This window comes from Rhizobium sp. LjRoot254 (assembly GCF_964254105.1).
In the GTDB taxonomy this organism is placed as follows: domain Bacteria; phylum Pseudomonadota; class Alphaproteobacteria; order Rhizobiales; family Rhizobiaceae; genus Rhizobium_E.
In genome coordinates this window covers 3,479,462-3,492,334 of record NZ_CAXUSM020000001.1, presented here as the reverse complement: position 1 = coordinate 3,492,334, position 12,873 = coordinate 3,479,462, and the positions used below count along the sequence as shown (strand labels likewise).

At 63.0% G+C, this 12,873-nt stretch carries 13 protein-coding genes; 8 read left to right on the top strand and 5 right to left on the bottom strand.

All coding sequences use genetic code 11. The features are described from left to right. Window positions 1-15: 15 nt before the first annotated feature. The 8 genes from ehuB (at window position 16) to doeB (ending at window position 7,409) form a co-directional block, all read left to right on the top strand. Window positions 16-867, top strand: a complete 852-nt coding sequence (gene ehuB, locus ACSQ26_RS17280) for an ectoine/hydroxyectoine ABC transporter substrate-binding protein EhuB (protein ID WP_436010919.1) — start codon at window positions 16-18, stop codon at window positions 865-867. A 230-nt stretch (window positions 868-1,097) separates the two neighbouring features. Next, window positions 1,098-1,757 (top strand): ectoine/hydroxyectoine ABC transporter permease subunit EhuC, encoded by a 660-nt coding sequence (gene ehuC, locus ACSQ26_RS17275; protein WP_436010917.1) that lies wholly within the window; start codon window positions 1,098-1,100, stop codon window positions 1,755-1,757. A 3-nt stretch (window positions 1,758-1,760) separates the two neighbouring features. After that, entirely contained in the window at window positions 1,761-2,420 is a 660-nt protein-coding gene (ehuD, locus tag ACSQ26_RS17270; RefSeq protein WP_436010915.1) for an ectoine/hydroxyectoine ABC transporter permease subunit EhuD, read from the top strand. Next, complete coding sequence (gene eutA / locus ACSQ26_RS17265) at window positions 2,420-3,199, top strand: ectoine utilization protein EutA (protein ID WP_436010913.1); 780 nt, start codon at window positions 2,420-2,422, stop codon at window positions 3,197-3,199. Before ehuD ends, eutA begins: the two co-directional genes overlap by 1 nt. A 3-nt stretch (window positions 3,200-3,202) precedes the next feature. Continuing rightward, complete coding sequence (gene eutB, locus ACSQ26_RS17260; RefSeq protein WP_436010911.1) at window positions 3,203-4,195, top strand: hydroxyectoine utilization dehydratase EutB; 993 nt, start codon at window positions 3,203-3,205, stop codon at window positions 4,193-4,195. Further along, window positions 4,192-5,184: an ectoine utilization protein EutC gene (gene eutC, locus ACSQ26_RS17255; protein ID WP_436010909.1), complete on the top strand. Its 993-nt coding sequence runs from the start codon at window positions 4,192-4,194 to the stop codon at window positions 5,182-5,184. Before eutB ends, eutC begins: the two co-directional genes overlap by 4 nt. A 29-nt stretch (window positions 5,185-5,213) precedes the next feature. Beyond that, window positions 5,214-6,395 carry an ectoine hydrolase DoeA gene (gene doeA, locus ACSQ26_RS17250; RefSeq protein ID WP_436010907.1) on the top strand — a complete coding sequence of 394 codons (1,182 nt, stop codon included), beginning with the start codon at window positions 5,214-5,216 and terminating at the stop codon, window positions 6,393-6,395. Between the two features lie 9 nt (window positions 6,396-6,404). After that, window positions 6,405-7,409: a N(2)-acetyl-L-2,4-diaminobutanoate deacetylase DoeB gene (gene doeB / locus ACSQ26_RS17245; RefSeq protein ID WP_436015324.1), complete on the top strand. Its 1,005-nt coding sequence runs from the start codon at window positions 6,405-6,407 to the stop codon at window positions 7,407-7,409. A 42-nt stretch (window positions 7,410-7,451) separates the two neighbouring features. Here doeB and ACSQ26_RS17240 read toward each other — a convergent pair whose 3' ends face one another. From ACSQ26_RS17240 to ACSQ26_RS17220, 5 genes are all read right to left on the bottom strand, one after another. Beyond that, complete coding sequence (locus ACSQ26_RS17240; protein WP_436010906.1) at window positions 7,452-7,835, bottom strand: BA14K family protein; 384 nt, start codon at window positions 7,833-7,835, stop codon at window positions 7,452-7,454. Between the two features lie 104 nt (window positions 7,836-7,939). Then, window positions 7,940-9,331: a dihydrolipoyl dehydrogenase gene (lpdA, locus tag ACSQ26_RS17235; protein ID WP_436010904.1), complete on the bottom strand. Its 1,392-nt coding sequence runs from the start codon at window positions 9,329-9,331 to the stop codon at window positions 7,940-7,942. 4 nt (window positions 9,332-9,335) lie between these two features. After that, a complete protein-coding gene (locus ACSQ26_RS17230) occupies window positions 9,336-10,604 on the bottom strand; it encodes a dihydrolipoamide acetyltransferase family protein (RefSeq protein WP_436010902.1) in 1,269 nt (422 codons plus the stop codon). Window position 10,605: 1 nt separating this feature from the next. Then, window positions 10,606-11,619 carry an alpha-ketoacid dehydrogenase subunit beta gene (locus tag ACSQ26_RS17225; RefSeq protein ID WP_436010900.1) on the bottom strand — a complete coding sequence of 338 codons (1,014 nt, stop codon included), beginning with the start codon at window positions 11,617-11,619 and terminating at the stop codon, window positions 10,606-10,608. 1 nt (window position 11,620) lies between these two features. Then, window positions 11,621-12,853, bottom strand: coding sequence for a 3-methyl-2-oxobutanoate dehydrogenase (2-methylpropanoyl-transferring) subunit alpha (locus ACSQ26_RS17220; protein WP_436010898.1), 1,233 nt, complete (start codon window positions 12,851-12,853; stop codon window positions 11,621-11,623). Between the last annotated feature and the right edge of the window lie 20 nt (window positions 12,854-12,873).

Genomic DNA, 12,873 nt, shown 5'->3' with positions numbered 1-12,873 from the left:
CAGAGGAGACGGAATATGAAATTATCCAGCATTATACAGCTCGCGGCAGCCTCATCCACGCTTGTGATGATGCTCGCGGCGGCACCGGTGTCGGCCGACGAGAACAAGCTTCAGGAACTCAAGGACCAGGGCTTTGCCCGCGTCGCCATCGCCAATGAGCCGCCGTTTACCGCTGTCGCCGCTGACGGCAAGGTCTCGGGCGCCGCCCCGGATGTCGCCCGCGAAGTGTTCAAGCGCCTCGGCATCAACGAGATCGTCGCTTCGATCTCCGAATATGGCGCGATGATCCCCGGCCTTCAGGCCCATCGTCACGATGTCATCACCGCCGGCCTGTTCATGAAGCCGGAGCGCTGCGCGGCGGTTGCCTATTCCGAACCGATCCTCTGCGATGCCGAGGCATTGCTGGTCAAGAAGGGCAATCCGATGGGCTTCAAGAGCTACGCGGATATCGCCAAGAACCCTGATGCCAGGATCGGCGCGCCTGGGGGCGGCACCGAAGAGAAGCTGGCGCTCGATGCCGGTGTGCCGCGTGACCGCGTGATTGTGGTTCCGGATGGCCAGAGCGGCCTGAAGATGCTGCAGGATGGCCGCATTGACGCCTATTCGCTGCCGGTGCTTTCCATCAACGACCTCGTCAAGAAGGCCAATGACCCCAATCTCGAAGTCGTAGCACCTGTCGTCGGTGCACCGGTCTATTGCGATGGCGCAGCCTTCCACAAAGACGATGTCGCACTCCGCGACGCTTTCGATGTGGAACTGAAGAAGCTCAAGGAATCCGGCGAGTTCGCCAAGATCATCGAGCCCTACGGCTTCTCGGCCGCCGCTGCAATGTCGACCTCGCGCGACAAGCTGTGCGCCGCGAAGTAAGTGTGGTTGAGATGCCCTCGTCCGGCTGGCTCCCCCTTCTCCCCTTGGGGAGAAGGTGGCCCGAAGGGCCGGATGAGGGGTTCCCCGAAACGTCGAGCAAGCGGCTGAGAACCCCTCATCGCCTCGCGATGCTCGGCACTTCTCCCCAAGGGGAGAAGTGGGAGAACGCGGCTGGCGCTGCATTCCATCTGAGACGGCCTGTCTGCGGCAGGCAAACGGAACATTGAACGATGATCGACTGGTCCGGCTATATAGGCCTTATACTGCAGGGCGCGCTGGTGACGCTTGAGCTGACCGTCATGGGTTCAGTGCTCGCGTTGGTCATGGCGTTCATCGCCGGGCTCGGCCGGCTCTCCCGCTTCTTCGCCATCCGGGCGCTTGCCACGACCTATATCGAATTCTTCCGTGGCACCTCGATCTTCGTTCAGCTCTTCTGGGTCTATTTCGTGCTGCCCTTTGCCGGCGTGACGCTGACGCCGATGCAGGCGGGCGTTCTGGCGCTCGGCCTCAATGTCGGCGCCTATGGTGCCGAAGTGGTGCGCGGTGCGATCAAATCCGTGCCGCGTGAACAGTTCGAGGCCTGTATCGCAGTCAACCTCTCGCGCTTCCAGCGCATGCGCCACATTATCCTGCCGCAGGCGCTACCGCTGATGCTGCCGACCTTCTGCAACAATGCGATCGAACTCCTGAAGGGTACGGCCGTGGTGTCGCTGATCTCGCTGACCGACATGACGTTTCAGGCGCAGGTCGTGCGTGCCCAGACCGGCAGTACCTTGATCCCATTCGGCACGATTCTGATCCTCTATTTCGCGATGTCCTGGATCATCTCCTTCCTGATGCGCCGGCTCGAACGGCGCGTCACCCGCAATCTCGATGGCGTGAGGGCATAAGTGATGGAGTGGGATTGGGCATTCGTCTGGCAAATCATGCCGACCCTGCTTCAGGGGTTGAAGATCACCATCATCGCCAGCGTGCTCGGCGCCATCGTCGCGGCGATCATCGGCCTCGTCTTCGCCATCCTGCGCCGCTCGCCCGTCATGGTCGTGTCGAAAGTGACCGGGTTCGTCGTCGAGTTCATTCGCGGCACGCCGCTCCTGGTGCAGCTCTATTTCATTTTCTACGTCCTGCCTGATATCGGCATCCGCCTGCCGGCGCTGGTGGCCGGTGTGATCGGCCTCGGCCTGCATTACGGCACCTATGCGGCGGAGGTCTATCGCTCCGGCATCGAGAACGTGCCGCGCGGCCAGTGGGAGGCGGCGAAGGCGGCCAACCTCACGACGCGCCAGACCTGGATCCATGTGATCCTGCCGCAGGCGATACCGCCGATGATCCCGGCGCTCGCCAATTACCTGATCGCCATGTTCAAGGAAACGCCGCTGCTTTCGGCGATCACCGTGCTCGAACTGATGAACCAGGCAAAAAGCGTCGCCAATTCGAGCTATCGCTACATCGAGCCGATGACGCTCGTCGGCATCTTCTTCCTCGTCATGAGCCTGATCTCGGTCGTCTTCCTGCGCTGGCTCGAGGAACGTTTTGCCCGGAGGTACAACTGATGATCCGCGACATCGAAATCGGCGTGGCCTCGCGTGCGCCAAAGCTCGACAACCGGCCGCTCAAGAAGCGCATCGGTCTTGTTATCCTCGCCACCGACCACACAAGCGAGCCGGATTTCGCCCGCATGGTTGCGAGCCCGGATATCGGCATTTATGTCAGCCGCATCCATTACGCCAACCCGACGACGCCGGAAAATCTCCGCGCCATGCAGCCGTCGCTGACCACGGGTGCAGGGCTGATCCTGCCCGGCGAACCGCTCGATGCGATCATGTATTCCTGCACCTCCGCCTCCGTGGTGATCGGCGACGACGAAGTGACATCGGCGATCCGCAAGGCCAAGCCGGGCGTGAATGTCGTGACTCCGACCGCCGCCGCTGTGCTTGGTCTCAAGGCTTTCGGCGCACGCAATATCAGCGTGCTCACGCCCTATACGATCGAGACCAGCCGGCCGATGGCGGATTATTTCTCCGGTCTCGGTTTCGGCATCGACCGATTCACCTGCCTCGACATGACCGACGACCGCGAGATGGCGCGCGTGGCGCCTTCGGAGATCGTCGCCTTCGCCAAGGAGGCGTTCGATCCGGAATCCGATGCGCTGTTCATTTCCTGCACCGCCTTGCGCGCAGCGGGCGTGGCAGCAGAAATCGAACAGGCGATCGGCAAGCCTGTGGTCACGAGCAATCTCGCCACCGCCTGGCAGTGCCTGCGCCTCTGTGGCGATCAGGCCTCTCGGCCAGAGTTCGGCCGCCTGATGACCATGCAATTGCCCGGGGCCTGACCGATGCCTGCCGAACATCATGTCAGCCTCGATGATATCCGCGCAGCAGCGGCGCGGATCTCCGGTCATGTGCTGAGAACTCCGATGGCGCAGTCGTCGAGCCTGTCCGCGCTCTGCGGCGTGCCCGTGCATCTCAAGCTCGAAAGCCACCAGCGGACCGGTGCCTTCAAGCTTCGCGGCGCCACCAACGCCATGCTGACGCTATCGGCGGACCAGCGAAAGCACGGCGTGGTGGCGGCCTCGACCGGAAATCACGGTCGCGCGCTTGCCTATGCGTCGCGCTCCGTGGGCTCGAAGGCCACGATCTGCATGTCGAGCCTGGTGCCTCAGAACAAGGTAGACGAGGTGCGGCGGCTCGGTGCCGAGGTCAGGATATCAGGTAAGTCGCAGGATGAGGCCCAGGTCGAGGTCGATCGGCTGGTCGCCCACGAGGGGTTGGTCATGGTGCCGCCTTTCGACAATGCGGCGGTGATCGCAGGGCAGGGTACGATTGGCCTCGAACTGATCGAGGATCTGCCGGAACTGGAAACCGTGCTGGTACAGGTCTCGGGCGGCGGTCTGGCCTCAGGCATCGCGGCAGCGGTCAAGGCGTTGAAACCGGATGTGAAGATCATCGGCCTGACCATGGATCGCGGTGCCGCGATGAAGCTGAGCATCGCCGCCGGTCATCCGGTCGAGGTCGAGGAATATCCGAGCCTTGCGGATTCGCTCGGCGGCGGCATCGGGCTCGACAACAAGCTGACATTTTCGATGTGCCGGGCGTTGCTTGACGACATCGTGCTCTTGACCGAGGCCGAGATCGCGGCCGGCATCCGCCATGCCTATGAACAGGAGCGCGAGGTGCTGGAAGGCGCCGGCGCGATCGGCATCGCGGCACTGATCGCGGGCAGGTTCAAACTTTCCGGTCCGACGGCTGTTATTCTGTCAGGGCGCAACATCGACATGCGCTTGCATCGCCATATCATCAATGGCGGCGAACTGGAGAATGCGACATGAGCGACATGACCATCCTCACCGAAAAAGACCTGCGCAAGATCATTCGCCTCGATACCGACGCCATCACTTGCGTCGAGGATGCGTTCCGTGCGCTCGCGACCAAGCCCGTCGTCATGCCGCCCATCCTGCGGCTCGATATTGTCGAGGCACGCGGCGAGGTCGATGTGAAGACGGCCTATGTCCCCGGCCTCGATGGTTTCGCGATCAAGATCAGCCCCGGCTTTTTCGACAATCCCAAGCTGGGCATTCCCTCCACCAACGGCATGATGGTGCTGCTGTCGGCCAAAACAGGATTGGTGCAAGCGCTGCTTCTCGACAACGGCTACCTGACAGACGTCCGCACGGCTGCCGCCGGCGCGGTCGCGGCAAAGCACCTGTCCCGTGAGAACTCGTCCATCGCGGCGATCTTCGGCGCCGGCATGCAGGCCGGACTGCAACTCGAAGCGCTGACTCTGGTCCGTCCGATCCGCAAGGCCCGCATCTGGGCACGTGATATCGACAAGGCGGAAGCCACGGCCAAGACGCTGAGTACGAAACTCGGCATCGAAGTGACGGCATCAGTCGATCCCCGGGCCGCCATATCAGGCGCCGACATCATCGTCACCACGACCCCGTCGAGCGAACCCATCGTCAAGGCCGAATGGCTCTCGCCCGGCCAGCACCTCACCGCCATGGGTTCCGACGCCGAGCACAAGAACGAGATCGATCCGTCGGCCGTCATCCGCGCCGATGTCTACATCGCCGACCGTCTCTCGCAGACGCGCAAGCTCGGCGAATTGCATCACGCGATCGCCAGGGGCCTTGTCGCGGCGGACCAGGAATTCGCCGAGCTCGGCCAGATCGTCGCCGGCCAGACGGTGGGCCGCACCGGCGAAGGGGAGATCACCTTCGCCGACCTGACGGGCACCGGCATCCAGGACACGGCGATCGCCACACTTGCCTTTGCACGCGCCCGGAAGGCTGGCGCCGGCACGAAATTCGAAATGTGAATGCGGAATACCGCACGGGAAGGAAAACTATGCTTGATGTCGAACTCAAATTCACGCGCGAGGAATTTGCCGCGCGCCTCGACAAGACCCGGAAGGCGATGGAGGCCAAAGGCATCGACCTGCTGATCTGCAGCGACCCGTCCAACATGAACTGGCTGACGGGTTATGATGGCTGGTCCTTCTATGTCCACCAGGCCGTGATCGTGCCGCCGCATGGCGAACCGATCTGGTATGGCCGCGGACAGGATGCCAACGGCGCCAAGCTGACTGCCTACCTTAAGCAGGAGAACATCATCGGCTACGCCGACCATTATGTGCAGTCCACCGAGCGGCATCCCATGGATTATCTCGCAAGCGTGCTGACAGACAAAGGTTTCGGTTCGCTCCGCATCGGCGTCGAGATGGACAATTACTGGTTTTCGGCCGCCGCCTTTGCGGCGCTGGCCAAGCACTTGCCGAATGCCAAATTCATCGATGCGACAGCTCTGGTGAACTGGCAGCGCGCGGTGAAGAGCCCGACCGAGATCAAGTACATGCGCAACGCCGCCCGCATTGTCGAGGCCATGCACCAGCGCATCACCGACAAGATCGAAGTCGGCATGCGCAAATGCGATCTCGTCGCCGAGATCTACGATGCCGGCACGCGCGGCGTCGATGGCGTTGGTGGTGACTATCCAGCGATCGTGCCACTGCTGCCGTCGGGCCGCGATGCCTCCGCGCCGCACCTGACCTGGGACGACAAGCCGATGAAATCCGGCGAGGGCACCTTCTTCGAGATCGCCGGCTGCTACAATCGCTACCATGTGCCGCTGTCGCGCACTGTTTTCCTGGGCAAGCCGACGCAGGAATTCCTCGATGCCGAGAAGGCGACGCTCGAAGGCATGGACGCCGGCCTTGCCGCCGCCAGGCCTGGCAATACCTGCGAGGACATCGCCAACGCCTTCTTCGCCGTCCTCAAGAAATACGGCATCGTCAAGGACAACCGCACTGGCTACGGCATCGGCGTTTCCTATCCGCCGGATTGGGGCGAGCGCACAATGAGCCTGCGTCCGGGCGACAGAAGCGAACTGAAGCCCGGCATGACCTTCCACTTCATGACCGGCCTCTGGCTCGAAACCATGGGTCTCGAGATCACCGAGAGCATCCTGATCACCGAGACCGGTGTGGAATGCCTGGCCAACGTGCCGCGCAAGCTCGTGGTGAAGGACTAAGCCATGAGCATGCGCGAACTGCGGCCATCGCCGATTTCTCCGACCTTCGACCTGATGGCTGAAGGTGTGAACCACGGCTTCCTCAAGCTGCCCTATAGCCGCGACGATTCCGCCTGGGGTTCGGTGATGATCCCGATCACCGTCGTCCGCAACGGGAAGGGGCCGACGGCCCTTCTCACCGGCGGCAACCATGGCGATGAATATGAGGGGCCAATCGCGCTCTTCGATCTTGCGCGTTCGTTGAAGATGGAGGAGGTCACCGGCACGGTCGTTATCGTGCCTGCCATGAATTACCCTGCCTTCCTGGCCGGCACCCGGACATCGCCGATCGACAAGGGTAACATGAACCGCAGCTTCCCCGGTGCGCCCGATGGCACCGTCACCCTTAAGATCGCCGATTATTTCCAGCGGCACCTGCTGCCGATGGCAGATATCGTGCTGGATTTCCATTCTGGCGGGCGGACGCTCGATTTCCTGCCCTACTGCGCCGCCCATCGCCTGCCGGACAAGGAGCAGGAGCGCAAAAGCTTCGAACTGGTCGAGGCCTTCGGCGCGCCCTATTCCATGGCGATGCTGGAGATCGACGCGGTCGGCATGTACGACACGGCGGCCGAAGAGATGGGCAAGGTGTTCGTCACAACCGAACTCGGTGGCGGCGGCTCAGCCACGGCTCGGACGGCCGGCATTGCCAAGCGCGGCGTGCGCAATGTCCTGGTCAAGGCGGGTATCGTGAAGGGAGAAGTCGAGGAGCATAGGACCTCATGGCTCGACATGCCGGATGGTGATTGCTTCTCGTTTGCCGAGGATGGCGGCCTGATCGAGTTTGTTGCTGATCTCGGCGATGACCTTCGCGCAGGCAGCACGGTCGCGCTCATCTATCCCGTCGGGCGGACCGGCGTCGCACCGCAGGCTGTGAAGGCGAAAATGGACGGCATACTCGCCGCACGTCATTTTTCCGGCCTCGTCAAGCCGGGCGATTGCGTTTCGGTATTGGCTGTCGAAACCAGCGCTTAGCGAGGAGTGCCGGAGGTCGCGTTCACGCCTCCGGCCTTTTCATCAGCGATAGGGCGAGCGGCAAATCCGACGCGGTTCGCCACGCGGCTTCCACGTATTGTCCGATGCCCGATAGCTCGCATATTGCGCGCGGCACCAACGGACATGACGATTGCCATAGACGCGAACGCCCGGCCTTACCGTCACCACGAATGCCACAGGCGGATACCAGAATCCGTCGACATGGCGCCTGTAGCCGCGGCGATAATAGTTATAGCCGCGATGGCCGTGATAGTATTTGACCTTGACCTTTGTCTTTGCGAATACGATGGGCGAATTCGTTTCGACTTTGGGCGGTGAACTCGGAAACGCTTGCGCAGGCAGGATCGAGGACACGGCGAAGACCGCGCTCAAGCCCGCAGTCAGCATTAAACTTGTCTTTCTCATTGGGGTTTCCTCGGCATTACGTGGTGCCGATAGAAACGGCCCACAGGCCGCCTCGTTCCGGAGCTCACGCCCTTGTGATTCCGTGCTGCGGCGAGGCAAGCGCCTCAGATATGCAGCGCGTGGCCCATTGCCTTGAGGGCGGCCTCCTGAAATCCCTCGCTGCGGGTCGGATGTGCGTGGATCGTGCCGGCAATGTCCTCCAGCCTGGCACCCATCTCGATTGCCAATGCGAAGGCGCTGGAGAGTTCGGACACACCCTGGCCTACGGCCTGGATGCCGAGCACGAGGTGATTGTCGGCGCGCGCCACGACGCGCACGAAACCGTCCTCCGACTCCGTCGTCATCGCACGCCCATTGGCGGCGAACGGGAACTGTCCGAGCTTGATCTCGATACCCTGGCCGCGTGCTTCGTCGGGCGACAGACCGGCGCTGACGATCTCCGGATCGGTGAAGCACACCGCCGGAATGCAGCGCTTGTCCCAGCTCCGCTTGTGGCCGGCAACGATTTCCGCGACCATTTCACCCTGCGCCATCGCGCGATGCGCCAGCATCGGCTCGCCGGTGACATCGCCGACGGCATAGATGCCGCGCATCGAGGTGCGGCAACGATCGTCGATGCGGAGGAAACGGCCGGCCCGGTCGAGGTCGAGTTCATCGAGCCCCCAGCCTTCCATGCGCGGCTTACGGCCGACCGTCACCAGCACCTTGTCGGCGGGAAGGGTTTCGCTTGCGCCTTCAGCGGTTTGAATGATCAGCCCGCCATCCGCCAGGCCCTTGGCGCTGGCATTCGTCAGCACCCGTATGCCAAGCTCTTTCAGCCGCTTGCTGACAGGCCGCACGAGATCGGCATCATAGAGCGGCAATAGCTGCTTGGTGGCCTCGACCACCGTCACGTCGGAACCCATCTTGGAAAAGGCGATGCCGAGTTCGAGCCCTATATAGCCGCCGCCGACTACGACGAGCTTGGCCGGAACCTCGCGCAACGCCAGCGCCTCCGTCGAGGAGATCACCGCGCCGCCGAAGGGTAAAGCCGGGATTTCGACCGGCTCGGAACCGGTGGCGATGACGATATGCTCGGCACGGATGATCTGGGTGCCGGTCTCGGTCTCCACCTCGACAGTCTTGCCATCGCGGAACTTCGCCTCGCCCTTGACGATCTTGACGCGGGCCTTGTTGAGCAGTGCGGACACGCCACCGGTCAGCCGGCCGACAATGCCGTCCTTCCACGCGACCGTCTTGCCGAGATCGAGCCTCGGCGCCTCCACTGAAATGCCGATCGCGTTCTGGCCATTGGCGAAATGCCGGACCTTGTCGAATTCCTCGGCCGCATGAATAAGGGCCTTCGAAGGAATGCAGCCCACCGTGAGGCAGGTGCCGCCGAGCTTCCTCGGCTCGACAATCACTGTATCGACGCCAAGCTGGCCGGCGCGGATGGCGCAGACATAGCCGCCGGGACCGGCGCCGATAACCAGAAGTTTGCAGGAAATCTCTTTCATGGCATCAGCTTTCGATGAAAATCAGGGCAGGCGTTTCCAAGAGCGCTTTGATCCGCTGGACGAAGATCGCGGCATCCCAGCCATCGACCACGCGATGGTCGAAGCTCGACGACAGGTTCATCATCTTGCGCGGGATGAACTGGTTGCCGTCCCAGACCGGGCGGGTGACCATCTTGTTGACGCCGACAATCGCCACTTCCGGATGGTTGATCACAGGCGTGGTGACGATGCCGCCCAGCGCCCCGAGCGAGGTGATGGTGATTGTGGAACCCGAAAGCTCGTCGCGCTGGGCAGAACCATTGCGGGCGGCCTCGGCGAGACGGGCGACTTCCGTGGCGCAATCCCAGACACCGCGCGCCTCGGCATGCTTGACCACAGGCACGGTCAGGCCGGCGGGTGTCTGGGTCGCGATGCCGATATGCACGGCGCCATAACGCGTGATGATGCCCGCGCCATCGTCGAAGGTCGCGTTGATCGCGGGCTGCTCGCCAAGCGTCTTCACCAGCGCCCGCATCAGGAAGGGCAGGATGGTGAGCTTCGGCTGGTCCGGCTTGCGGCCCCGGTTCATCGTCTCGCGGAGATCCTCGAGATCGCTGACATCGACTTCCTCCACATAGGTAATGTGGGGAATGCGCGAGGCCGACAGCGACATCTTCTCCGCGATGCGGCGGCGCATGCCCGCCATCTTGATCTCTTCTGTCGCGGTCTTGCGGGCGAGGCCCGCCGGCGCCGCCTTCTGCGATCCGCCAGCGAGAAACTGCTCGATATCGTCATGGGTGATGCGACCGGCAGGACCGGTGCCCTGCACCTGCCTCAGATCGACACCCATGTCCTGAGCGCGTCGGCGCACGGCGGGCGAGGCGAGCGGCTTGCGCTCTTCCCCCGCTGCCGGGGCTTTGGCCAAGGCAACCCGTTCGGCCGGCCGCGGCTGCTTCACCGGCTCGACCTTTTCGGGTTCGGCAACCAGCAGGCGTTCTTCGGCCTTGATCTCATCGACGAGAACTGCGCGCGGTTCCTCAACGCCACCTTCGCCCGCAACCTGAATCCGGACGAGCGGCGCCTTCACCGCGATCGTGTCGCCGATTTCGCCGGCGAGCCAAAGCACGGTGCCCGCGACGGGCGAGGGGATTTCGACGGTGGCCTTGTCGGTCATCACGGCGGCGAGAACCATGTCCTCGCGCACGGGATCGCCCGGTTTCACATGCCATTCGACGAGTTCGGCCTCCGCGACGCCTTCGCCGACATCCGGCATGGTGATCACATATTCAGCCATCTCACGCCTCCATCACTTCGGTGAGCGCGCGCCCGACGCGGGCGGGGCCGGGGAAATAATCCCATTCCTGCGCATGCGGATAAGGCGTGTCCCACCCGGCAACGCGAACGATCGGCGCTTCGAGATGATAAAAGCAGGTCTCCTGCACCAGCGCGGCGATCTCGCCACCGAAGCCGGATGTCAGCGTCGCTTCATGCACCACGACGCAGCGTCCGGTCTTGGTGACCGATTGCACGATCGTGTCGAGATCGAGCGGCAGCAGGCTCCTGAGGTCGATGATCTCGGCGTCGATGCCGGTCTCCTCGGCGGCGGCGAGCGCCACATGCACCATCGTGCCATAGGCGATGACCGTCACGGCGCTGCCCTTGCGGCGAATCTCGGCCTTGCCGATCGGCACCGTGTAGTGGCCATCCGGCACTTCGCTCAGTTCATGCTTCGACCAGGGAATAACCGGCCGGTCATGATGGCCGTCAAACGGGCCATTATAGAGCCGCTTCGGTTCGAGGAACATCACCGGGTCCGGATCCTCGATCGAGGCGATCAGCAGGCCCTTGGCGTCATAGGGATTGGAGGGCACCACGACCTTCAGCCCACAGACATGGGTGAACAGCGCTTCCGGGCTCTGGCTATGCGTCTGCCCGCCGAAAATGCCACCGCCGGTGGGCATCCTGAGCACGATCGGGCAGGTGAAATCGCCGGCCGAGCGATAGCGTATGCGGGCCGCCTCCTGGGTGATCTGGTCATAGGCCGGATACATATAGTCGGCGAACTGGATCTCGACGCAGGGCTTCAACCCATAGGCCGCCATGCCGATCGCCGTGCCGACAATGCCGGATTCGCTGATCGGCGCATCGAAGCAGCGCGTCTTGCCGTATTTCGCCTGCAGGCCCTGGGTGCAGCGGAAGACGCCGCCGAAATAGCCGACGTCCTCGCCGAACACGACCACGTCGTCGTCACGTTCCATCGAAACGTCCATGGCGCTGCGCACCGCCTCGATCATCGTCATCCTGGGCATGTCAGTATCCTGCTTTCTGGCGCTGGCGGCGAATGTGGGGCGGCATTTCGGCATAGACGCCTTCGAAGATATCGCGGACCGATGGCCCGCCGCCGGCATGCAGCGTGCCATGCGCTTCGGCCTGTTTCTGGGCCTGGATCACTTCGTCGGTGATCTCGGCCTCGGCCTGCTTGTGGCGGTCGTCGGACCAGACACCACGCTGGATCAGGTGGTTCTTGAGCCTCAGGATCGGATCGCCGAGCGGCCATGCTTCGGACTCGGTCTTCGGACGATAGGCACTCGGATCATCGGACGTCGAATGCGCCCCGGCACGGTAGGTCACGTATTCGACCAGCGTCGGGCCGAGATTTTTCCGCGCCCGCTCGGCTGCCCATTTCGCCACCGCATGGACCGCGAGATAGTCGTTGCCATCGACGCGCAGCGCCGGGATACCAAAGCCCAATCCGCGTGCCGCGAACGTGCCGGAGCCGCCACGCGCAATGCCCTGGAAGGTCGAGATAGCCCACTGATTGTTGACGATGTTGAGGATGACGGGCGCCTTGTAGGTCGAGGCGAAAACCAGCGCCGAATGGAAGTCCGACTCCGCCGTCGAGCCGTCGCCGATCCAGGCCGCTGCGATCTTGGTGTCGCCCTTGATCGCCGATGCCATCGCCCAGCCCACCGCCTGCACATATTGCGTGGCGAGGTTGCCCGAGATGGTGAAGAAGCCGTGCTCCTTCGAGGAATAGAGCACCGGCAACTGGCGGCCTTTGAGAGGGTCGAGTTCGTTGGAATAGATCTGGTTCATCATCTCGACCATGGGAAAGCCGCCGGCGATCAGCAGGCCGGCCTGGCGATAGGTCGGGAAATTCATGTCGCCTTTCACCAGCGCCTTGCGGAAGGCGGTGCTCACCGCCTCCTCGCCGAGATGCTGCATGTAGAACGAGGTCTTGCCTTGCCGCTGCGCCATCACCATGCGGGCATCGAAGGCACGCAGCCGCATCATGTCGCGCAAGCCCGCCAGCGCTTCCTCGTCGGTCAGCGAGCCGGCCCAGGGTCCGACGGCCTCGCCCGACCGGTTGAGCACGCGGATGATTGAATAGGCGAGCTCACGCATATCCTCCGGCGCCGCATCCACCTCGGGCCGTGGCACCGAGCCTGCCTTGGGAATCTTGACGTTGGAGAAATCCGGCTGGCCGCCCGGTCGCACGGCAGGTTCCGGTACGTGGAGGCTGAGCTTGGCTGTTTCCGTCATGCTTAGTGTTCCTCCAGAAC

Excerpts from the sequence above, each read along its gene's own strand:
- ACSQ26_RS17220 (WP_436010898.1), bottom strand. The coding sequence starts at position 12,853 with ATGACGGAAACAGCCAAGCTCAGCCTCCACGTACCGGAACCTGCCGTG.
- doeA (WP_436010907.1), top strand. The coding sequence starts at position 5,214 with ATGCTTGATGTCGAACTCAAATTCACGCGCGAGGAATTTGCCGCGCGC.
- ACSQ26_RS17225 (WP_436010900.1), bottom strand. The coding sequence starts at position 11,619 with ATGCCCAGGATGACGATGATCGAGGCGGTGCGCAGCGCCATGGACGTT.
- lpdA (WP_436010904.1), bottom strand. The coding sequence starts at position 9,331 with ATGAAAGAGATTTCCTGCAAACTTCTGGTTATCGGCGCCGGTCCCGGC.
- eutC (WP_436010909.1), top strand. The coding sequence starts at position 4,192 with ATGAGCGACATGACCATCCTCACCGAAAAAGACCTGCGCAAGATCATT.
- ehuC (WP_436010917.1), top strand. The coding sequence starts at position 1,098 with ATGATCGACTGGTCCGGCTATATAGGCCTTATACTGCAGGGCGCGCTG.
- ACSQ26_RS17230 (WP_436010902.1), bottom strand. The coding sequence starts at position 10,604 with ATGGCTGAATATGTGATCACCATGCCGGATGTCGGCGAAGGCGTCGCG.
- eutA (WP_436010913.1), top strand. The coding sequence starts at position 2,420 with ATGATCCGCGACATCGAAATCGGCGTGGCCTCGCGTGCGCCAAAGCTC.
- ACSQ26_RS17240 (WP_436010906.1), bottom strand. The coding sequence starts at position 7,835 with ATGAGAAAGACAAGTTTAATGCTGACTGCGGGCTTGAGCGCGGTCTTC.
- ehuB (WP_436010919.1), top strand. The coding sequence starts at position 16 with ATGAAATTATCCAGCATTATACAGCTCGCGGCAGCCTCATCCACGCTT.
- ehuD (WP_436010915.1), top strand. The coding sequence starts at position 1,761 with ATGGAGTGGGATTGGGCATTCGTCTGGCAAATCATGCCGACCCTGCTT.
- doeB (WP_436015324.1), top strand. The coding sequence starts at position 6,405 with ATGCGCGAACTGCGGCCATCGCCGATTTCTCCGACCTTCGACCTGATG.
- eutB (WP_436010911.1), top strand. The coding sequence starts at position 3,203 with ATGCCTGCCGAACATCATGTCAGCCTCGATGATATCCGCGCAGCAGCG.